The 20,468-nt window shown below is 61.3% G+C and carries 18 protein-coding genes; 15 read left to right on the forward strand and 3 right to left on the reverse strand.

Features of this window, described 5'->3' with window-relative positions; translation table 11 throughout:
- Window positions 1–321: 321 nt before the first annotated feature.
- From AC3WMT_RS27330 to AC3WMT_RS27365, 8 genes are all read left to right on the forward strand, one after another.
- Entirely contained in the window at window positions 322–1,218 is an 897-nt protein-coding gene (locus AC3WMT_RS27330) for a TauD/TfdA dioxygenase family protein (RefSeq protein WP_103307285.1), read from the forward strand.
- Between the two features lie 18 nt (window positions 1,219–1,236).
- Complete coding sequence (locus AC3WMT_RS27335) at window positions 1,237–2,262, forward strand: ABC transporter substrate-binding protein (RefSeq protein WP_098966545.1); 1,026 nt, start codon at window positions 1,237–1,239, stop codon at window positions 2,260–2,262.
- Window positions 2,263–2,267: 5 nt separating this feature from the next.
- Window positions 2,268–3,128 carry an ABC transporter ATP-binding protein gene (locus tag AC3WMT_RS27340; RefSeq protein ID WP_103307286.1) on the forward strand — a complete coding sequence of 287 codons (861 nt, stop codon included), beginning with the start codon at window positions 2,268–2,270 and terminating at the stop codon, window positions 3,126–3,128.
- A 20-nt stretch (window positions 3,129–3,148) separates the two neighbouring features.
- Window positions 3,149–4,015: an ABC transporter permease gene (locus AC3WMT_RS27345; protein ID WP_103307287.1), complete on the forward strand. Its 867-nt coding sequence runs from the start codon at window positions 3,149–3,151 to the stop codon at window positions 4,013–4,015.
- A gap of 199 nt (window positions 4,016–4,214) precedes the next feature.
- The gene (locus AC3WMT_RS27350; protein ID WP_103307288.1) at window positions 4,215–5,132 is read left to right on the forward strand and encodes a LysR family transcriptional regulator; all 918 of its coding nucleotides are present in this window, start codon (window positions 4,215–4,217) and stop codon (window positions 5,130–5,132) included.
- Window positions 5,133–5,358: 226 nt separating this feature from the next.
- Window positions 5,359–6,897 carry an MFS transporter gene (locus AC3WMT_RS27355; protein WP_103307289.1) on the forward strand — a complete coding sequence of 513 codons (1,539 nt, stop codon included), beginning with the start codon at window positions 5,359–5,361 and terminating at the stop codon, window positions 6,895–6,897.
- Between the two features lie 27 nt (window positions 6,898–6,924).
- Window positions 6,925–7,995, forward strand: a complete 1,071-nt coding sequence (locus AC3WMT_RS27360) for an HlyD family secretion protein (RefSeq protein ID WP_103307290.1) — start codon at window positions 6,925–6,927, stop codon at window positions 7,993–7,995.
- Window positions 7,992–9,575, forward strand: a complete 1,584-nt coding sequence (locus AC3WMT_RS27365) for an efflux transporter outer membrane subunit (protein ID WP_177431478.1) — start codon at window positions 7,992–7,994, stop codon at window positions 9,573–9,575. Before AC3WMT_RS27360 ends, AC3WMT_RS27365 begins: the two co-directional genes overlap by 4 nt.
- On the opposite strand, the gene AC3WMT_RS27370 is transcribed toward AC3WMT_RS27365, so the two are convergent.
- Complete coding sequence (locus AC3WMT_RS27370) at window positions 9,556–10,245, reverse strand: NYN domain-containing protein (protein ID WP_103307292.1); 690 nt, start codon at window positions 10,243–10,245, stop codon at window positions 9,556–9,558. The genes AC3WMT_RS27365 and AC3WMT_RS27370 overlap by 20 nt on opposite strands.
- Window positions 10,246–10,732: 487 nt before the next feature.
- Here AC3WMT_RS27370 and AC3WMT_RS27375 point away from each other — a divergent pair, with 487 nt between their 5' ends.
- The 4 genes from AC3WMT_RS27375 to AC3WMT_RS27390 are packed head-to-tail and all read left to right on the forward strand — an operon-like array spanning window position 10,733 to window position 15,432.
- Window positions 10,733–11,512: an efflux RND transporter periplasmic adaptor subunit gene (locus AC3WMT_RS27375; RefSeq protein WP_103307293.1), complete on the forward strand. Its 780-nt coding sequence runs from the start codon at window positions 10,733–10,735 to the stop codon at window positions 11,510–11,512.
- Window positions 11,509–12,828, forward strand: coding sequence for an efflux RND transporter periplasmic adaptor subunit (locus tag AC3WMT_RS27380; protein ID WP_103307294.1), 1,320 nt, complete (start codon window positions 11,509–11,511; stop codon window positions 12,826–12,828). The genes AC3WMT_RS27375 and AC3WMT_RS27380 overlap by 4 nt, the downstream gene beginning before the upstream one ends.
- Window positions 12,829–14,925, forward strand: coding sequence for a site-2 protease family protein (locus AC3WMT_RS27385; RefSeq protein WP_103307295.1), 2,097 nt, complete (start codon window positions 12,829–12,831; stop codon window positions 14,923–14,925).
- Between the two features lie 12 nt (window positions 14,926–14,937).
- Complete coding sequence (locus AC3WMT_RS27390; protein ID WP_103307296.1) at window positions 14,938–15,432, forward strand: GNAT family N-acetyltransferase; 495 nt, start codon at window positions 14,938–14,940, stop codon at window positions 15,430–15,432.
- A gap of 16 nt (window positions 15,433–15,448) precedes the next feature.
- On the opposite strand, the gene AC3WMT_RS27395 is transcribed toward AC3WMT_RS27390, so the two are convergent.
- Both AC3WMT_RS27395 and AC3WMT_RS27400 read right to left on the reverse strand, forming a co-directional pair.
- On the reverse strand, window positions 15,449–15,760 hold the full coding sequence (locus AC3WMT_RS27395) for a DUF6916 family protein (RefSeq protein ID WP_103307297.1): 312 nt from the start codon (window positions 15,758–15,760) through the stop codon (window positions 15,449–15,451).
- 53 nt (window positions 15,761–15,813) lie between these two features.
- Entirely contained in the window at window positions 15,814–16,401 is a 588-nt protein-coding gene (locus tag AC3WMT_RS27400) for a phage tail protein (RefSeq protein WP_103307298.1), read from the reverse strand.
- Between the two features lie 238 nt (window positions 16,402–16,639).
- Here AC3WMT_RS27400 and AC3WMT_RS27405 point away from each other — a divergent pair, with 238 nt between their 5' ends.
- From AC3WMT_RS27405 to AC3WMT_RS27415, 3 genes are all read left to right on the forward strand, one after another.
- Window positions 16,640–18,220, forward strand: coding sequence for a glycosyltransferase family 39 protein (locus AC3WMT_RS27405; protein ID WP_103307299.1), 1,581 nt, complete (start codon window positions 16,640–16,642; stop codon window positions 18,218–18,220).
- A 150-nt stretch (window positions 18,221–18,370) separates the two neighbouring features.
- Window positions 18,371–19,216 carry a sulfotransferase family protein gene (locus AC3WMT_RS27410; RefSeq protein WP_103307300.1) on the forward strand — a complete coding sequence of 282 codons (846 nt, stop codon included), beginning with the start codon at window positions 18,371–18,373 and terminating at the stop codon, window positions 19,214–19,216.
- Window positions 19,217–19,271: 55 nt separating this feature from the next.
- On the forward strand, window positions 19,272–20,468 hold a 1,197-nt coding region (locus AC3WMT_RS27415), incomplete at its 3' end, for a DUF4347 domain-containing protein (protein ID WP_146041293.1).

Genomic DNA, 20,468 nt, shown 5'->3' on the forward strand with positions numbered 1-20,468 from the left:
GGTTCCGATGTCGAGCACACAATCGTGTTCCAACCGAAAACCCTGTGGGAGCTGGCTTGCCAGCGATGGCATCAGTGAAATCGCCACATTACGCCCAGAAGTGACAAAAACCGTCACTCACCATCCAGTCCATTCCTCACCAACCGCCATATCGTTATTCATTAACGGTATTTAATTTCCAATTCTTATATCTATAAAGTCACTCCCCTGCGTACCTGCCGACCAATCGGCGCGCCGCACGACCTGAACCAACACGCAATCCGCGTGAGTGTCTGATCGACGAGCGCGCCTGTGAGCGTGCCGTGCGTGGGAGATTGAAAGATGTCCGCAGCTACTGCCACCCCAAGCGCCGCGACCGCCGCGCCGCAAACCTTTGAAATTCGTCCGTTCAGCGGTGCCGTCGGTGCCGAAATCGTCGGCCTGGACCTGACCCGTCCGGTCAACGACCAGGACTTCGCCCGCATTCACCGCGCGCACCTGGATCATCACGTCGTGGTGTTCCGTGACCAACGCATCACCCCGCAACAGCAGATCGATTTCAGCCGCCGCTTCGGCGTGTTGCAGATCCACGTGCTCAAGCAGTTCCTGCTGGTCAACCACCCGGAAATTCTCATCGTTTCCAACATCGTCGAGAACGGCCAGAACATTGGCCTCGGCGATGCCGGTAAGTTCTGGCACTCCGACCTCTCCTATAAAGAGCTGCCAAGCCTCGGCTCGATGCTCCACGCGCAGGAGCTGCCCTCGGAGGGTGGCGACACCTTGTTCGCCGACATGCACAAAGCTTGGGACAACCTGCCTGAAGCGCTGCGCAAAGCCGTTGAAGGGCGCTCGGCCGCGCATTCCTACACCGCGCGTTACAGCGAGACCAAATTCGAAGGCAACTGGCGCCCGACCCTGACTCCGGAGCAATTGGCCCAGGTCGCCGAAGTGGTGCACCCGATCGTCCGTACCCATCCGGAAAACGGCCGCAAGGCTTTGTTCGTCAGTGAAGGCTTCACCACGCGCATCGTCGGCCTGCCGGCAGACGAAAGCCAACAACTGCTCGCCGAGCTCTACGCCCATAGCGTGCTGCCGCAAAACATCTACCGCCATCAGTGGCAGCCCCACGACATGGTGTTCTGGGACAACCGTTCGCTGATCCACCTCGCCGCCGGCTGCCCCGCGCACCTGCGCCGCAAGCTGTATCGCACCACCATCCAGGGCGACGCGCCTTTCTGATTTGCCGGAGATTCGATCATGTCCAAACGTCTTCCATTTGCACCGCTGGCCGCCGCCATTGGCCTCGGTTTCAGTCTGATCGCCGGCAGCCTGGTGGCGCCGACCGTGGCCCACGCCGAAGGTGAAATCCGTATCGCCGAACAGTTCGGCATTGTCTATTTATTGCTCAACGTGGTGCGTGATCAGGGCCTGATCGAGAAGTACGGCAAGCAGGAAGGCCTCGACATCAAGGTCGACTGGACGCAGCTCTCGGGCGGCGCGGCGGTCAACGACGCGCTGCTCTCCGGCTCGATTGACATTGCCGGCGCCGGTGTCGGCCCGTTGCTGACTATCTGGGATCGCACCCATGGCAAGCAGAACGTCAAAGCCGTGGCCTCGCTGGGCAACTTCCCTTACTACCTGGTGAGTAACAATCCCAAGGTCAAAACCATCGCCGATTTCACCGAGAAGGATCGCATTGCTGTGCCGGCGGTGGGGGTGTCGGTGCAGTCGCGCTTCCTGCAATACGCGGCGGCCAAGCAATGGGGCGATAAGGAATTCAATCGCCTCGACAAGTACACCATCGCGGTTCCGCACCCGGACGCGACGGCGGCGCTAATCGCCGGCGGTACCGAGCTGACCGGACATTTCTCCAATCCGCCGTTCCAGGATCAGGCACTGCAGAACCCGAATGTGCATGTGGTGCTCAACTCCTACGACATCCTCGGCCCGAACTCGCCAACCGTGCTGTTCGCCACCGAGAAATTCCGCAACGACAACCCGAAGACCTATAAGGCCTTCGTCGAGGCCCTGACCGAAGCGGCGCAATTTGCGCAGAACGATAAAGGCGCGGCAGCGGACACATATATCCGCGTGACCAAAGCCAAGATCGACCGCGCCGAACTGCTGAAAATCATCGACAACCCGCAGTTCGAATTCAGCGTCACGCCGAAAAATACCTATCCGCTGGCCGAATTCCTCTACCGCGTCGGCGCGATCAAGAACAAACCTGAATCGTGGAAGGACTACTTCTTCCAAGACGCCAAACCGCTGCAAGGGAGCTGACCGACATGAACGCCCCTTTGCCAGGCCACGCGGCCAGCAACCCGGTCGCCAGCACGCAAGCGTTGCTGGCGGTCGATCAAGTCAGTCTCGAATACCGCACGCCGCAACGGGTGGTGCGGGCGACTCACCAGGTCAGTTTTGAAGTCGATCAGCAGGATCGCTTCGTGCTGCTCGGCCCGTCCGGCTGCGGTAAATCCACTTTGCTCAAGGCCGTCGCCGGGTTCATCCAGCCCTGCGACGGCGAGATCCGTCTGCTAGGCCAGCGCGTCGACGCGCCGGGGCCGGACCGGATTGTGGTGTTTCAGGAATTCGATCAACTGCCACCGTGGAAAACCGTCAAACAGAACGTGATGTTCCCGCTGCTGGCCTCAAAAACCCTGAAGAAAAAAGAGGCCGAAGAACGCGCGCTGCACTATCTGGAAAAGGTCGGTCTGGCGGCGTTCGCCGATGCTTATCCGCATACCTTGTCCGGCGGCATGAAGGCGCGGGTGGCGATTGCCCGGGCGTTGGCGATGCAGCCGAAAATCCTCCTGATGGACGAGCCGTTCGCCGCACTGGATGCGCTGACCCGGCGCAAGATGCAGGAGGAGTTGCTGCTGCTCTGGGAAGAAGTGCGCTTCACCTTGCTGTTCGTCACCCACTCGATTGAGGAGGCGCTGGTGATCGGCAATCGCATCCTGCTGTTGTCGCCGCATCCGGGGCGGGTGAGGGCCGAAGTGCACAGCCATCAATACAACCTGCAAAGTCTTGGCGGTGTAGCGTTTCAAGAGTCGGCGCGGCGCATTCATCGGCTGTTGTTCGATGAAGGGCAGTCGCCGGAAACCGAACTGGACCACGACTTCAACGACATTCGCATCGCTTATTGAGCGGCCTGGAGGATAGCCCGATGAGCCATTCATCATCTGTACGTGAAGAATTCGAAACCGTGCTCGAGCCGCTGACCAGCGTGCCGGTGGAGCGCGAATTACCGCTGAGCCAGCGGCTGTGGCAACAGGGTTGGCTGCGCAAAAGCCTGATTCTGATTTTGCTCGCGGTCATCTGGGAAATCGTCGCCCGGGTGCAGAACAACGATTTGCTGCTGCCAAGCTTTGTGCAGACCAGCCATGCGCTGTACGACGGTCTGCTCAGCGGCGAGTTGCTGGGCAAGGTGTGGATATCCTTGGTGGTGCTGCTCAAGGGCTATCTGATCGGTATCGTGCTGGCGTTTGCCCTGACCACACTGGCGGTGTCGACTCAGTTTGGACGGGATCTGCTGAGCACGCTGACTTCGATGTTCAATCCGCTGCCGGCGATTGCCTTGCTGCCGCTGGCTCTGTTGTGGTTTGGGTTGGGGCAGAACAGTCTGATTTTCGTGCTGGTGCATTCGGTGCTGTGGGCGCTGGCGCTGAACACCTACGCCGGGTTTCTCGGCGTGTCGGAAACCCTGCGCATGGCCGGGCGCAACTACGGGCTGAAGGGCATGCGTTTTGTGCTGTTCATCCTGATTCCGGCGGCTTTGCCGTCGATTCTCGCCGGGCTGAAAATCGGCTGGGCGTTTGCCTGGCGTACGTTGATCGCGGCTGAGTTGGTGTTCGGTGCAACCAGCGGCAAGGGCGGTTTGGGTTGGTACATCTTCCAGAACCGCAATGAGCTGTACACCGACAAGGTGTTTGCCGGGCTGGCCGTGGTGATCCTGATCGGCTTGCTGGTGGAGAATCTGGTGTTCGACACGCTGGAGCGGGTCACGGTGAAGCGCTGGGGCATGCAGCGCTGAGCATGCAGTGCCTGAACTGGCCTCATCGCTGGCAAGCCAGCTCCCACAGTTTTCAAGGTGAACATAAATTGTGTAAACACCTGCAATCCCTGTGGGAGCTGGCTTGCCAGCGATGGCATCCGATAACCCAACGCAGAGTTTGAAGGATGTTTGCTAGCATTGCGTGTAGATCAATCCAGATCAGCCACGAGTGCTCAGCATGCAACTCCCGGACATGAACCTTCTGGTCGCCCTCGACGCCCTGCTCGACGAGGGCAGCGTTGTCGGCGCTGCACGGCGGATGAACCTCAGTCCGGCGGCGATGAGCCGCACCCTGACGCGCATCCGCGAAGCCATCGGCGATCCGATTCTGGTGCGCGCCGGCCGGGGGCTGGTGCCAACGCCCAAGGCCCTGGAGCTGCGTGAACAGGTGCGCGATGTGGTCGAGCAGGCGGCGCTGCTGTTTCGCTCGGCGGACGACGTCGATCTGAGCACTTTGCGCCGCCGCTTCAGCATCCGCGCCAACGACTTTTTTATCGGCGTGTATGGCGGCAAGCTGTTCGACACCCTCGACCAGCAGGCCCCGCACTGCGAATTGCGCTTCGTCCCGGAGGGCGACGGTGACGACGAAGCGCTACGCGAAGGGCGTATCGATCTGAGTGTCAGCAACACCCGCCCAGTCACTCCAGAAGTCAAAGTGCAGAACCTGTTTTCCACGCATTTCGTCGGTCTGGTGCGTGAAGATCATCCGCTGCTCGACGGCGAAATTACCGCCGAGCGCTATGCCGGGTTTTCCCATATCAGCATGTCGCGCCGGGGTATTGCCCGCGGCCCGATTGATACCGCGCTGAATGCGTTGGGGCTGGAGCGGCGGGTGGCGGTGATCGCGCCGAGTTTCCACGCGGCGATGTTTGCCTTGCCCGATTCCGACCTGATTTTGCCGGTACCCAAGGAAGCGCTGCTCAGCGTGCGACGGTTGGGATTGAAGCTGCGCTCGTTCAACCTGCCGATCCCGTTGCCGACCATGATGCTGACCCAGGCCTGGCACCCGCGCTTCGACAAGGACCCGGCGCACCGCTGGCTGCGCGAAACCCTGAAGACTTGCTGCGACGAAACCTGGCTGGCTGCCCAGCCCTGATCCCGAAAATCACACAACCCCCCCCTGTAGGAGTGAGCCTGCTCGCGATGACGGTGTGTCATTCAATACATGCGTCGACTGACACAGAGCTATCGCGAGCAGGCTCACTCCTACAGGGGTTAATTATTGCGTCTGACGCACTTATAAGCTGCCAATAAGTCAATTTTCGTCAGTACAAAGCCCGACTAAGATGCTCCGGTATTTTTCCCCCCGGAGTAGTTATTTCATGACATCCCTGACGGTCACGGCGCCCATCGCCGCGGCCAGCCCGGCCACGGCGGTGACGCCACCGGCGTTCGGGGCGCGGATCATCATCGGCCTGGTTGGCGTGCTGCTGGCGGTGCTGGTGTCGGGCCTCAACGAGATGGTGACCAAGGTCGCCCTGGCCGATATTCGCGGCGCGCTGAACATCGGCTACGACGAAGGCACCTGGCTGGTCGCCAGTTACACCGCCACCTCAGTGGCGGCCATGGCGTTTGCGCCGTGGTGTTCGGTGACCTTTTCGCTGCGCCGTTTCACCCTCTGCGCGATCAGTCTGTTCACGCTGCTCGGCGTGCTCTGCCCATTCGCCCCGAACTACGAAAGCCTGCTGCTGATGCGCATTCTGCAAGGCCTGGCCGGTGGTGCGTTGCCGCCGATGCTGATGACCGTCGCCCTGCGCTTTCTGCCGCCCAACTTCAAACTTTATGGCCTGGCCGGTTACGCGCTCACCGCAACCTTTGGTCCGGGGCTCGGCACGCCGCTGGCCGGGTTGTGGACCGAATATGTCGGTTGGCAATGGACGTTCTGGCAAATCATCGTGCCGTGCCTGATCGCCATGATCATGGTCGCTTACGGCATCCCGCAGGATCCGCTGCGCCTTGAGCGCCTCAAAGCGTTCAACTGGAAAGGCCTGCTGCTGGGGTTTCCGGCGATCTGCATGCTGGTGATCGGCCTGTTGCAAGGCAATCGGCTGGACTGGTTCGAGTCGAACCTGATCTGCGCGTTGCTCGGTTCGGGATCGCTGCTGCTGGTGGCGTTTCTGATCAACGAGTGGTCGCAGCCGGTTCCGTTTTTCAAGTTGCAGATGCTCGGTATCCGCAACCTGTCGTTCGCGCTGATGACTCTGGCCGGGGTGTTGGTGGTGTTGCAGGCGGTGGTGTTGATTCCGTCGAGCTATCTGGCGCAAGTACAGGGTTATCGCCCGGTGCAGACCGCACCGATCATGCTGATTGCGGCGCTGCCGCAGTTGATCGCGCTGCCGCTGGTGGCGGCGCTGTGCAACCTGCGTTGGGTCGATTGTCGCTGGGTGCTGGGGGTCGGTTTGAGCATGCTGACGCTGTCCTGTCTCGGCGGATCGCTGCTGACCTCGGAGTGGATTCGCGACAATTTCTACGTTCTGCAATGGCTGCAGATCTTCGGCCAGCCGATGTCAGTGTTGCCGCTATTGATGCTTTCGACCGGCAGCATCCAGCCAGTGGATGGACCGTTCGCCTCGGCGTGGTTCAACAGCGTGAAAGGCCTCGCGGCGGTGGTGGCAACCGGGGTGATCGAGGCGCTGACCACGGCCCGTCTGCATTTTCACTCGACCATGTTGGTCGACAGCCTCGGCAACTCGCCACTGGCCGATCACAGCGATCCGGGCCTTGCCCATCGCCTGCATGAACAGGCCGTGGTGCTGACTTCTTCCGATCTTTATCTGTGCATGGCTGGCGTCGCAGTGGCGCTGATCCTGCTGATTTTCTGGCTGCCGACGCGGATCTTTCCGCCGCGCGCGCCGACCTGATTGCGGTACTGAACAATGAAGGTTTTTATGACGAATCAAGCAAAGCAAAAACTCGCGGTCGCCGTGGCGGCTGCACTGGCGGTAGGTGTGCTGCTGTATCTGGCAGTGCCGGGCCTGTTTGGCAAACGTACTCAGCAAAACACCAATGATGCGTTCGTTTCCGCTGATTTCACTTTGGTGGTGCCGCGTGTGGCCGGATTCATCAAGGAAGTGCTGGTGGAGGATAACCAGCAAGTGAAGGCCGGGCAGTTGCTGGCGCTGATCGATGATCGAGATCTACGTGCCGCCGCTGAAGCCGCCGATGCACAAACGCTGGTTGCGAGGGCACAACTGCAAAATGCCAAGGCAACGCTGGAGCGCCAGGCTTCGGTGATCGCGCAGGCGCAGGCTTCGGTGGTGTCGGCCAAGGCCGAAATGGCCTTCGCCCAACAGGAGCTGAACCGCTACAACCATCTCGCCGGCGTGGGTGCCGGTACCGTGCAGAACGCGCAACAGGCGCGCACGCGTATCGATCAGGCCACGGCACGTCTCGACACGGCCACGGCGAAACTGGCGGCCGAGCGCAAGCAGGTCGACATTCTCACTGCCCAGCGTGATGCCGCTGAAGGCACGTTGAAACACGCCCAGGCCGCGCTGGAAATCGCCAGTTTCGAACTCTCTTACACGCGCATCACTGCGCCGCAGGACGGTATGGTCGGCGAGCGTGCGGTGCGGGTCGGTGCGTATGTGACGCCGGGCAGCAAGCTGCTGGCGGTGGTGCCATTGAAGCAGGCCTACGTGGTCGGCAATTTTCAGGAAACCCAACTGACGGACGTGCAGCCAGGGCAGCAAGTGCAAGTGCGCGTCGACAGCCTCGGCGGCGAGGCCCTGAACGGTCGCGTCGAAAGTATTGCTCCGGCGACTGGAGTGACCTTTGCGGCGGTGAAGCCGGATAACGCCACCGGCAACTTCACCAAGGTGGTGCAGCGGATTCCGGTGAAGATTGTGCTGACGCCGGGTCAGCCGCTGGCCGAGCGTTTGCGGGTGGGGATGTCGGTGGAGGCGAGTATCGATACCCGCAGTTCGGCGACGTCGGTGCGTGAGGTGACTCAGCGATGAAAAGTGTTGAATCGACTGACGCCATCGCTGGCAAGCCAGCTCCCACAAGGTCCACCGTTGGGACGAAACAATTCGGTCAACCTGCGCAATCCCTGTGGGAGCTGGCTTGCCAGCGATTAGGCCATTTGCAGCCACTCACCTTGAGTGCCTTGCTCATGGCAAGCCTCACCGCCTGTACCGTCGGCCCCGACTTCCAGAAACCCGAAGCCACACAAATAGCCGACTGGGCCAACCCGAGCAAATCCGCCCCAAGCCAAGCCGTCAGCGAACCCCTGAATGAACGCTGGTGGGAAGTCTTCAACGACCCGCAACTTTCGGCCCTGACTCAACGCGCCGTGCGCAGCAACCTCGACCTGCAACTGGCCAGCAGCCGCTTGCAACAAAGTCGCGCTGCACGCCAGGTGATCAGCGCCGACCGCTACCCGAGCACCGCCGCTACCGGCAGCTACGCCCGCGAACGCAACAGCGGCAAAGGCCTGAACGACCCCTCCGGGCACAATGGCGATTCCGCGTTCAACCTGTGGGACGGCGGTTTCTCTGCGTCCTGGGAGCTGGATTTCTGGGGCCGTGTGCGCCGCGAAACCGAAGCCGCCGACGCTAACCTCGAAGTCGCCGAAAACGACCGTCGCGGTGTGCTGCTGGCAGTGCTTGCCGACACCGCGCAAAACTACATTCAGTTGCGTGGCGTGCAGAACACCCGCGCCGTCACCGAGCAAAACCTCGACGTGGCGCGGCACAGCCTGAAACTCTCGCAATTGCGTCTGAACGACGGCGTGGCGACCGATCTCGACGTCGCCGAAGCCGCCGCGCAAGTCGCCGCCATCGAGTCGCGATTGCCTGCGCTGGAACAACGGCAAGCACAGCTGATCAACGCGATCAGCCTGTTGATGGGCGAGCCACCGCAGGCCTTGGCCAAACAGTTATCCACAGACGCCGCAGTGCCGCAGTCGCCGCTGCAAGTTGCTATCGGCCTGCCGTCGCAACTGGCGGAACGGCGTCCGGACATCCGCCAGGCTGAGGCGCGCCTGCACGCGGCGACCGCCAACATCGGCGTGGCCAAGGGGGATTTCTATCCGCGCATCACCCTGTCCGGCAACCTCAGTTCGCAAGCCATGCAACTCAGTGATTTCGGCTCGTGGGGGGCGCGTGCTTTCGGCATCGGCCCGCAATTCAGCTTGCCACTGTTCGACGGCGGCCGCCTGCGCGGCATGCTGCAACTGCGCGAAGCCCAGCAACAGGAAGCCGCCATCGGCTACCAGCAAACCGTGCTGCGCGCCTGGCATGAAATCGACGATCAACTGACCGCCTACAACGCCAGCCAGCGCCGCGCAGGCAGCCTCGCCGAAGCCGTACGCCAGAACCAGATCGCCCTGCGCACCGCGCAACAGCAATACGTCGAAGGCGTGGTCGACTTCGTCAACGTCCTCACCGTGCAAGGCGCGTTGCTGGCGACGCAGGAACAGTGGGTGGAGAGTTCGACCGGGGTTTCGCTGGCGATGGTTGGCTTGTACCGGGCGTTGGGTGGGGGTTGGGAGTCTGTTTATCCAATCGATAAAATGGTTACCAATAATCCGGTTTGATCACTGGTTTTTTGTGCGTAGCCACACGGTTTGGAAATTGATGAAGTCGCAGTTCTTCATTGGAAATAACGCGTCTCAACCAGTGCGAGTTATCTTTCAAAGAACCTGGAGGAGGGCGAACGGAACCCGTCCGATAAGGAAGGATCACTCCAATGATCAGGGCGGGAAAATCTGTTCGAAGCGCCTTCAGTGCAGGGGTCATATCGGTATCACTGGAAACCAGAATGATCTGATCAATACTCTCGGCACCTTCGAGCATTGTTTGTCGGCTCGCAGTGCGATACATGCTGATTGCTATATGAACATCGGTTTCTTTTTCTTCCAGCTTCCAGATATCGACTTTGTCCTGACGTGACGCGTGGGTGTTTTTATCTACAAACCTTGGCGCTTTGGCTGGCTCTAATTGATGTCTTCCGAAATGCACGGCGACCTTGCTGGCACGCAAAGCCCTCACGTATGCATCCTGAGCCTCTTTGGAAACGCGGCCACGGGTTGCCAACTGGGGTTTGATTGGAGAAGTGAAATAGTCAATCGATACGATTGAGCTTTGAGGGTTTTCGATGAAGGCTATGTGCGTCAGCAGGCTGTGCAGGTTCAGCCATTTATAGGGTGTACCAGCGAGCAAGCCGTAAAACAGGTTGTAGCCATCAACGAAAAATGCGGTACGCACAAAAAATCCTCAGAAACGAAAAAACCGGCCTAGGCCGGTTTTTTCATCCCCAACTGCCAGCGAACTGAATCGCTACGTACGGGGTTGAGTAAGGCAATCCTAGATTGAGCGCGTCATGCAGGTCAACCACCAAATAATTGCAGGCTCACTCCGCTGGTTTACCTCCAGCACCGGCTCGCCAGTTTTGGTTGCTAATACCAACCGGGGTCAAGCCATTTAAGGGCTTCTGTATTAGAGGTTGTTGCAGAGAAAGGTACATTTGGCCTGCGTTTATTCTCGTAGGTAGCTTGTCTATCACCATTTTCGTAATGAGCAATTGGTAGTGTCCTCAACTCATGTAGGAAGTCGGAGGTTTGCCTACCTTTTTTAAACAACTATGGAGCAGCCCTCTCTTTTGAAACATTACATTTCCATGGAGTGATGGCCTTTCGCTTGACGCTAACCCCCGCTGTCGTAGACTCCGCACATCCGTCAGGGAGTAGCGGTTATGTCGCGTTGTCGTGGTTGGGTTATCGGATTGACCTTCTTAACGTGCACAGTTCAGGCGCAAACGCCCGGGCCAGACGATCCGCTGCTGGATAGCGCAGCGACTGGCGCAGTTGCCGCGAGCACTGAGGCGCGGGGTGTGTTGCGCGCTCGCGATCAGGCGACGCTGGCCAGTGAGTTGTCGGGGCGGATTGTCGAGTTGCCGTTCAGCGAGGGCGAGTCGTTCAAGAAGGGCGACACCCTGGCGCGATTCGATTGCTCGGCCTATCAGGCCCAGCTCAATGCCGCGCAGGCCGCCAATCGTGGTGCCGGTGAAGAGCTGGCGCACAACAAGCAACTGGCCGCGCTCAATTCTGTTGGCCGCTTCGAAGTGGCGCGGGCCGAGGCCAAGGTCAGCGAGACCCAGGCGCAATCTCAGGTTTATCAGGTGCAGGTCAAACGCTGCAGCGTGATCGCGCCGTTCGATGGGCAAGTGGTGGAGCGCAAGGTTCAGCGCTACGAAAGCGTACCGGCCGGCGCGCCGCTGCTCGATGTCGTCGATAACCGCACCCTGGAAATTCATCTGCTGGTGCCGTCGCGCTGGATGGCTCGGCTCAAGCCCGGCCAGACCTTCAGCTTCGTCCCTGATGAAACCGGCCAGCCGATCGATGCTACGGTTAAACGCCTGGGCGCGCGAATCGATGAGGGCAGTCAGACACTGTTGCTAGTCGCAACACTTCCCGAAGCCAAAGGCTTGCTGGCCGGCATGAGCGGCACGGCGCGTTTCCCGGAGCTTAAGTGAACGCGCCGGTGAGCGGCGCCGCCGAGCAGGTGTTCGCGCGGTTTCTCGACCTCGAACGCCAGACTCGCGCCGCCCGTGATGCGTCGCAACTGGCCTACAGCCTGGTCAATGACGGCCAGTCGCTGTTCGGTTTTCGCCATGCGGCGCTGTTGATCGCCGGCAAGGTGCAAGCGGTGACGGGCGTCAGCGCGGTGGAGCCGAACGCGCCGTTCGTGGCGTTTGTCGAGCAAGCCGTGGCACAGCTGTTCAAGCAGGACGTGTTGAAACAGGCACGGGTGATTACGCCAGAAATGGTCAGCGACTCGATCCAGGCCGATTGGCGCAGCCTGTCTGCCGCGCAGGTGTTCTGGCTGCCGTTGATTGATCGCGACGGTCAGGTCTTCGGCGGTTTATGGCTGGCCCGCGATGTGCCGTGGAATCCCTCCGAACAAGTGCTGTTATCGCAATTGGGCGATACCTACAGCCATGCCTGGCTGGCGCTGCAACCACGCAAACCGTGGCGACTGCGCTGGACACGCAAACGGCAGGTGGCGCTGGTCGCCGTCGTATTGCTCGGACTGCTGATCCCGGTGCGCCAGTCGGTGCTGGCGCCGGCCGAAGTGGTGCCGCTGGGCGGGCGCGTGGTGGCAGCGCCGCTGGACGGGGTGATCGCCGAATTTCTGGTCAAACCCAATCAGACGGTAAAAACCGGCGACGTCTTGCTGCGGTTTGAAAACACCACGCTCAGGGCCCAGGCCGATGTCGCTGAACGCGCATTGGGCGTGGCCGAGGCGGAACTGAAATCCAATTCCCAGCGCTCGTTTGCCGATGCCGAATCGAGCTCGCGGGTCGATTTGCTCGACGCCCGCGCCGAGCAGAAACGCGCCGAACGCGACTACGCCCGCGAGTTGCTCAAGCGCAGTGAAGTGCGTGCCGAACGCGACGGCATCGCAGTGTTTGCCGATGCCGAGCGCTTGACCGGCAAACCGGTGCAGACCGGCGAGCGGTTGATGGAAATCGCCGATCCGAACCAGGCTGAACTGCGCATCGAACTGGCGGTGGGCGATGCGATCGCGCTGGACCCTGGCGCCGAAGTCTCGCTGTTTCTCGACAGTGATCCGCTGAAGCGCCACCTCGCCACGCTGGAGCGCTCGGCCTACGAGGCGCAACCGACCGCCGGCGGGCAACTTGCGTACCGCTTGGACGCCAATTTCGCCGATGCCCCACCGCGCATCGGCCTGCGCGGTACCGCGAAAATCTTCGGCGATCGCGCACCTTTGGCGTTGTACCTGCTGCGTCGGCCACTGGCCGGCCTGCGCCAGAGCGTGGGCCTGTAAATGCATCTGCCGAGCCTGCGTGCCGACCTGCAATTGTCGCCCGCAGCGCCGGCATTGGACGGCTCGCCGCGCTGGACGCTGGCCGATCCGGTGCGCGGTCGCTATTTCAAACTCGGTGCGGCAGCGATGCGCCTGTTGCGTCACTGGTCGCTGGGCGATGCCGAACAAGTCTTGCGCGCTGCCAATCGCGAACCGGGTCTGCCGCTTGCGGACGGCGAGCTTGAGCAGTTGCTGGAGTTTCTGCGCGGTCACGATTTGATCAGCGCCATGGATGATCAGCAACGCGCCAGTTACCCGCTCAAGGCCTTGGCGCAGAAACAGAGCCTGTGGCAAATCCTGCTGCATCAATATCTGTTTTTCCGCATTCCACTATGGCGCCCGGACGCGTTTCTCAATCGCGTCTGGCCGTGGCTGGAACGCTTCGGTCCGCGCCTGCTGCGCTACGGTTTGCCGGCAACGTTGGCGCTGGGGGTGTTTCTGGTCTCGCGGGACTGGCAACGGTTTGTTGGCACCTTCCCGCACCTGTTCAGCCTCGGCGGCGCCCTGGCGTTCGGGGTGGCGCTGTTTTTCGCCAAGCTGTGTCACGAGTTTGGTCATGCGTTTATGGCCAAACGCGCCGGTTGCCGGGTGCAGAGTATGGGCGTGGCGTTCATGGTGCTGCTGCCGATGTTCTACACCGATGTCAGTGATGCCTGGCGGGTCAATGATCGTCGCGCCCGGTTGCTGATCGGGGCGGGCGGCGTGCTGGCCGAGCTGCTGCTGGCGTGTGTCGCCTTGCTGGTGTGGTCGCTGATGCCCGATGGCCCGGGGCGTACGGCGGCGTTCATGCTCGCCAGCGCAACATGGATCACCACGCTGGTGGTCAATCTCAATCCGTTCATGCGCTTTGACGGTTATTTTCTGATCAGTGATTTCTGGGAAGTCGACAACCTTCAGGGCCGCGCGTTTGCCTTGTGTCGCTGGCGCTTGCGCGAGTTCTTGTTCGGCTATGGCGCACCCGCGCCGGAGCCTTGGTCGCCGAAGATGCAACGGCGTTTGCTGATCTGGGGGTATGGCTCGTGGTTGTGGCGTGCGGCGTTGTTTTTCGGGATCGCGCTGGCGGTCTATCACCTGTTCTTCAAGGTGTTGGGGATTTTCCTGATGCTGGTGGAACTGGTGTGGTTCATCTTTTTGCCGATCATGCGTGAGTGGCGCCAGTGGTGGACCCGCCGCGAGCAGGCGCATGGTCCGCGGGTGTTGCTCAGCAGTCTGGCGGTACTCGCGCTGTTGCTGGTGCTGATCGTGCCGTGGCGCAGCTCGGTGGAATTGCCGACGATGCTTGAGGCCGGGCGCGCCAGCGCCTTGCATGCGCCGACCGCGGCGCGGGTCAAAGCGGTGAAAGTGCAGGACGGTGCAACAGTCGCGCAGGGCGATGTACTGATCGAACTTGAATCGCCGGACCTTGAGTCGCGACTGGCAATTGTCCGCCGCGAGATCCAGATCCAGCAGTTGCTGATGCGGCGTCAGGCCGGTCGCAGTGAAACCGCCGCCGATGCCGGCATCGTCGAGCAACGGCTGGCCGAAGCCGTCGCCGAGTATCGAGGCCTGACGGCCCAGCGCGAGCGCTTGCTGCTACGCGCACCGCATGCCGGCAGCGTGCGGGATTTACTGCCGAACCTCACGGTTGGCCGCTGGCTGTCGACCAAGGACGCATTGGCCCGGGTCGTCGAGGATGGCGCACGCCTGCGCGGCTATCTGGCCGAAGCCGAGTTGTGGCGGGTCAAGCCCGGCGCCAGTGGCCGCTTCATCGCTGATGACCCGATGCACCCGGCGCTCGCCGTGCAACTGAATGAAATCGACACCAACGGCGTGGCTTACGTCGATCAGGAGGCATTGACCTCCGATCACCACGGGCCGATTGCCGTGCGCCGCGATCAACAGCAACGCGCGGAACCCGTGCAGGCGCAATACGGCGTGCGATTGAGTGCGCTCGATACAGCAGCGACACCGCTGCAACCGTTGCGCGGTGTGGTGGTTTTACGGGGCAGCGGCGAGTCATTGTTGGGCGTCGCGTGGCGGCGGATGGCGGCGCTGGGGGTCAGGGAAAGCGGTTTCTAACGGAGAGTGGCGATGACGGATAACGCAGCAGTGGCGGCTGAGGGGTTGGTGGTGCGGCCTTCGCGGGCAACGGACGGGCCGTTTCTGCAAAGCCTGTATCAGACGGCGCGGCCGGATCTGCAATGGATCGACGGCGAGCAGGAACGGGTGCAACAAGTGGTCGCCCAGCAGTTTCAGGTGCAGGAGCAGGGTATGGGCGACAACTACCCGAATGCCATGCACTACGTGGTGGAAAAGCTCGGCACGGCCATCGGCGCGCTGAGTACCGATTTCGGCGCCAACGAGATTCGCGTGCTGTATCTGGCCTTTATCCCGCAGGCGCGCGGCCAGGGTTTTGGCCGCGCCGTGCTGCAAGGTGTGCAGAAAGCCGCGCAACAGCTTCGCTGCCCGGTGGCGACGGTGGTCTGGACCAACAATCCCCACGCGCGCCGACATTATCTGGCGTTGGGTTTTGCCGTTGAAGAAAGCAATCCCGCCGCCGAACGTCTGGTCTGGTATCCCCAGTAACCCGTACGCAAACGAGTCAGTTAAAGGTGACGTGAAAGTAAGCCAGCGCCGGGTCCCGGCCCATCGGTGGCACCCGTGAGACGAAGATACCTTCGACCCGCCCCAGTTCCGGTAGCTCCAGGGCACATAAGCCGTCAACAAACTCAGTCGGCTCCAGACTGTTTAATTGAACGCAGAACGGCATGCGCTCGCTGTAGCGCATTTTCGCCAGCGGGTTTTCTTCGAGTTCCCCGATGTGGATTTGCAGCGCACTGCCATCGGGCAATTGCAGGGTGCCGACACGGCCCAGCAGCGCCTCGAAATGTTCGCTTTTAACCGTTTGCAGCATGGTCTCGCTCCAGCAGTTGGGAGGCCGGGGGAGAAGGCTCCCCCGGCGATCGGTCAGTTGCGCGAAGGAAAAATGCCCTGCAGGGCGATGCTGAAGTTGAGCACCAGATACGGGTTCATGATCGCCATCGGCAAGCCGTTGCCGGTGGGGCTGATCGTGCCGCTGATGGTGGTCGATGCGCCTTTGAGGGGAATGGCGGAGGCGCCTTGCGCGTCGGAGTAGATATTGGCCAGTCCCGGGCCGGTGCCCGAAGCACCCATGTATGAATTGGTCGCCGTCGGCGTGCCCACCGGGTTGCTCGCCGGGTTGGCCAGTTGCACGGTGGTATTGGCGGTGAGGCCCGCCAGTGTGTGGGTGTGGTTCGGCAGATTGTTGAGGGTCGCGGTGACTTGTTCGGCGCCGGAGATTTCACCCATCACCCGCGGCGTCAGGCCCGGGCCGTTGCCCTGGCAGATCGGCATTCGGCTTTGCAGGTTGGGGAGTCCGAAGGTCTGGACACCATTACCGCCATAGGTGGTGCCCAGCAGTGCAAACAACGCCTGGTATTGCGAAAGGTTCATCAACTGCCCGTTGCACTGCGCCCATCCACTGGGCGCGTAGTTGAAGGCAAACGTCAGAACAGTGCCCATGTAAACGTCCATAAGATCCTCATCCTTTTGATTGGTGGTCGGCGGGCCAATCGTGGATTCGGGCAGTGCCGATGCCTTCACCTGCCATGGCCAGGTCTCGCCACGCCAGAGCGTAGACGCGGATTGGCAAGGTTGCCGGATGTCGTGAAAGCGCAAACCGGCATCGACGGTGGTCCCGTGGCTGACCTACAGTGACGGGCAGGTTTCGACTCATGGGTGCGTGGTCTTGCGGCGCGGCGAAGAGGCAACGATGGTGGTAAACAGAGTCACACCGGTAGGCGACACACAGGACCCGCACGCGACACCGGGATCGGGGTTTGGCAGTTTGCCTTTGATCCGCTGGGGCAGGGAACTCTGGTTGCTGCCGATCCTGCTGCTGGCGGCGGCGGTGCGTTTTTACGACCTGACGGCGGCGGCGATCTGGGGCGACGAGGGCTCCAGCCTGCTGCTGGCGCGTTACTCGCTGGCCGGAATCTGGCAGCACGCGGCGTTCGATGTGCATCCGCCGCTGTATTTCATGTTGCTGCATGGCTGGATCGAACTGTTCGGCGACGGCATTTTTGCGCTGCGCTGTCTCAGCGCGTTGGCCGGTATTGCAGCGGTCGGCCTCGGCGTGTGGCTGGTGGATCGACTGGCCACGCGCCGCGCGGCAATCATCGCCGGCGTGCTGCTGGCGTTGTTGCCGACGGCGGTGCGCTACAGCCAGGAAGTGCGCATGTATTCGCTGCTCGGGTTGCTGTTGATCGCGGCTACGCTGGCGCTGGTCTACTGGATCCGCCGCCCGCAGCGCCACCGCTATCTGGTGTTTTATGCGCTGTTGATGAGCGCCGCGTTCTACACCCACTACTTCGCCGTGCTGGCGGCGCTGTGCCACTGGGTTTATCTGGGGCTGATCCGTGTGCAGCACGGTTATCGGTTCCGGCATATCCAGCGTGCCAGTTGGTGGCTGGCGAATCTGGCGATCGTCGCGTTGTACCTGCCGTGGCTGCCCAATCTGCTCGATCTGATGCAGCACATGGAGCAACTGAAAGTCGGTGGTGATGTCGGCTGGGAAGACCCGGTCACGCTGTCGTCACTGCCGTCGATGGTCTGGTCATGGCTGATTCAGGACGACGGCGAGCAGCTGCCGTTGCCGGTTTTTCTGGCGCTGCCATTGGCGCTTCTGGTGCTGGCGGCGGTGGCGGTGGTGCGTGATCGCAGCGTGTCCCGTGGCAGTGTGCTGCTGGCGCTCTACACCGGACTGCCGCTGGTGCTGGTGTTTGCCGTGTCGTGGATCACGCCAGTGTTCATCGAGCGCTATCTGACCGCTTATGCGCTGGGCCTGCCGCTGCTGGCGGCGCTGGCCATTGACCGTTTGTACAGCCGCGTGCGGGTGCTCGCGCTGGCGGTGCTGGTGTCGTTGATCGCGGTGGAAATGGTGGGCGTGAACAACAACGCCACGGTCGACAGCAATGATCAGCTCGACCATGTGGTGAATTACGTCAATCAGCATTTCCAGCCCGGTGACCGCATTGTCACCAGTGACATGCTCTGGTACCTGAGTTACGTCTATTACGACCGCACCGGCGCTCAAGTGCGCCTCTACACGCCACCCACGGCAGACGGCCATTCGACGCGGCCGAACGAGTACGGATTTGGCACGCTGGTAACCGCTGACGTCTACCTCGACAGCCTTGCCGAATTGCCCGGCAAGGACCGGGTCTGGCTGGTCGGAACCTTCGGTGATCCGGGCGAGTTCCCATCGCTGCCCAAGGCTTGGCAAGCCAGTGGCGAGGTGCACGCGGGCGGGGTTCAAGCGCGACTGTTCGTGACGAAATCGGCGGCTGAATAAGCCTTGGGCGAAGTAAATCGTTTCACCTTTTTATTCGCGATTAAAAACTGGCTGCTTAGTCATTCTTGCTCTGAATTGATATCAAAACACTACTAGTCGAAGGGTTTTTGTTGAACTACGCTTTGTCGGACAAAAGGACTTTTGATTACGGTGAAGGGATTGCAGCAGTTCCACTTTATCTCCGGCTTGCCGCGCTCAGGCTCGACCCTGCTTTCTGCGATTCTTTTGCAGAACCCGCGCTTTCACGCCGGCATGACCAGTCCGGTCGGCTCCCTCTTTTCCAGCGTCCTCGAACAATGCAGCGCCGGCAGCGAATTCGGCGCGGTCATCGACACTCAAATGCGCCGCCGTTTACTGCGCGGACTGTTTGAGTCCTTCTACGCCGACAAGGCTGACAAACCGGTGGTGTTCGACACCAACCGGCAATGGAGCTCGCGGCTGCCGGCGCTGAACGACCTGTTTCCCAAGGCCAAAGTGATCGCTTGCGTGCGCAACGTCGCCTGGGTCATGGACAGTCTCGAGCGGTTGTACCGCGCCAATCCCTATGAAAACACCAAGCTGTTCGGCGATGCCGTCGAGCGCAACACCGTCTACAGCCGCTGTGAAACCCTGGCCCAGCGCAATCGTCTGGTCGGTTTCGCCTGGGCGGCGCTCAAGGAAGCCTATTACGGCGAACAGGCCGATTCGCTGTTGATCATCGACTATGACTTGCTGACCCAGGCCCCGGAACGGGTGTTGCGGCTGGTCTACGAGTTCATCGGCGAGCCATGGTTCGAACACGATTTCGAGCACCTGGCCTATGACGCCCCGGAATTCGATCAGGCCCTCGGCGTGGCTGGCCTGCACAAGGTCAAAACCAAGGTGGCCCTGCAGTCGCGGCGCACCATCCTGCCACCGGATCTGTTCAAGCAATACGCCGATTTGTCCTTCTGGCTCGATGGCTCAGCCAGCGCCGCCAATGTCATTCGTATGAAGTCCGACGCCGCGATCAGTTGATCGCGGCGTTTTTCATTGATGCATCAACAACTGTGTTCGAGTCCGGGTGAGCAACATGTGGTGGAGCAAGAAGCAAGCGCAGGGAACCGCAGGCCAACGCACGCTGGCGGCGCCGATGATCATGCCGCTGGAACCGCGCATGCTGTTCGACGGCGCTGTCGCCGCCACTGTGGCCGACACCGCAGCCCAAGCCGATAGCCACCCCACGGCGGACGCGGCCAAGACGCCCACCGCCGATCACCCGACGGTCAGCAAGGACACCCACGGGCAGGCCGACGCCACCCCGGCCGTCAGCCCTCTCGCAGTGCCAGGCCAGAGCGTGGTGTTCGTCGATTCGCGGGTCAAGGATGCCGACAGCCTGCTCAAAGGTGTCGCGCCCGGCGCGCAAGTGGTCAAGCTCGATGCGAGCAAGGACGGTTTGCAGCAGATCGCCGATTACCTCAGTCAGCATCAGGGCGTCAGTTCGGTGCAGATCATTGCTCACGGCAATGCCGGCGACCTGTGGCTGGGCAACAGCTATCTGTCTGCCGACAACGTCGCGCAACGTAGCGCGATCCTCGGTGAAATCGGCAAGGACATGAATGCCGGCGGCGACATCCTGATCTACGGCTGCTACACCGCTGAAGGCGATCGCGGCTTGAGCTTCGTCGATTCTCTGGCACAGCTGACCGGCCGTGATGTGGCGGCTTCGAACAACCGTACCGGTGTGGGCGGCGATTGGGATCTGGAAATCGCCACCGGCACCATCGAAAGCGCCAACGTGCTGTCGACCAAGGCCATGAGTGAATATCAGTGGGGCCTGGCCACGTGGACCGCCACCAACAATGCGAACACCGGCGTCGGCTCGCTGCGGGCAGCCCTGGCGTCGGCGCAGAACGGCGATATCGTCACGTTCAGCTCCGGCATGACCGTGCAACTCACCTCTGAACTGCTGATCAACAAGAGCATCACTGTCGATGGCGACCTGAACAACGACGGCGTGGCGGACGTGACCCTCGATGGTCAGTACAAAACCCGCGTCGTGGAAGTCACCTCGGCCAGCACTGTGACACTCGATGGTCTGGTGATCACCCGGGGACTGGTCTCCGGCAACGGTGGCAATGGTGGCTACGGCGCGACCGGCGCCATGGGTGGCGGGATTTTCAACGCCGGAGTCCTCACGCTGAAAAATGTCTCGGTCACCGGTAACGCGGCGGCGGGTGGCGGCGGTGGTGGTGGCGTCACGGGCGCCAACTATGGCGGCGGTGGTGGC

Source organism: Pseudomonas sp. FW305-7, assembly GCF_058786735.1.

What these genes read in the sequence shown, in the direction of transcription:
- AC3WMT_RS27330 (WP_103307285.1), top strand. Translation starts at nt 322, where the DNA reads ATGTCCGCAGCTACTGCCACCCCAAGCGCCGCGACCGCCGCGCCGCAA.
- AC3WMT_RS27335 (WP_098966545.1), top strand. Translation starts at nt 1,237, where the DNA reads ATGTCCAAACGTCTTCCATTTGCACCGCTGGCCGCCGCCATTGGCCTC.
- AC3WMT_RS27340 (WP_103307286.1), top strand. Translation starts at nt 2,268, where the DNA reads ATGAACGCCCCTTTGCCAGGCCACGCGGCCAGCAACCCGGTCGCCAGC.
- AC3WMT_RS27345 (WP_103307287.1), top strand. Translation starts at nt 3,149, where the DNA reads ATGAGCCATTCATCATCTGTACGTGAAGAATTCGAAACCGTGCTCGAG.
- AC3WMT_RS27350 (WP_103307288.1), top strand. Translation starts at nt 4,215, where the DNA reads ATGCAACTCCCGGACATGAACCTTCTGGTCGCCCTCGACGCCCTGCTC.
- AC3WMT_RS27355 (WP_103307289.1), top strand. Translation starts at nt 5,359, where the DNA reads ATGACATCCCTGACGGTCACGGCGCCCATCGCCGCGGCCAGCCCGGCC.
- AC3WMT_RS27360 (WP_103307290.1), top strand. Translation starts at nt 6,925, where the DNA reads ATGACGAATCAAGCAAAGCAAAAACTCGCGGTCGCCGTGGCGGCTGCA.
- AC3WMT_RS27365 (WP_177431478.1), top strand. Translation starts at nt 7,992, where the DNA reads ATGAAAAGTGTTGAATCGACTGACGCCATCGCTGGCAAGCCAGCTCCC.
- AC3WMT_RS27375 (WP_103307293.1), top strand. Translation starts at nt 10,733, where the DNA reads ATGTCGCGTTGTCGTGGTTGGGTTATCGGATTGACCTTCTTAACGTGC.
- AC3WMT_RS27385 (WP_103307295.1), top strand. Translation starts at nt 12,829, where the DNA reads ATGCATCTGCCGAGCCTGCGTGCCGACCTGCAATTGTCGCCCGCAGCG.
- AC3WMT_RS27390 (WP_103307296.1), top strand. Translation starts at nt 14,938, where the DNA reads ATGACGGATAACGCAGCAGTGGCGGCTGAGGGGTTGGTGGTGCGGCCT.
- AC3WMT_RS27395 (WP_103307297.1), bottom strand. Translation starts at nt 15,760, where the DNA reads ATGCTGCAAACGGTTAAAAGCGAACATTTCGAGGCGCTGCTGGGCCGT.
- AC3WMT_RS27400 (WP_103307298.1), bottom strand. Translation starts at nt 16,401, where the DNA reads ATGGACGTTTACATGGGCACTGTTCTGACGTTTGCCTTCAACTACGCG.
- AC3WMT_RS27405 (WP_103307299.1), top strand. Translation starts at nt 16,640, where the DNA reads ATGGTGGTAAACAGAGTCACACCGGTAGGCGACACACAGGACCCGCAC.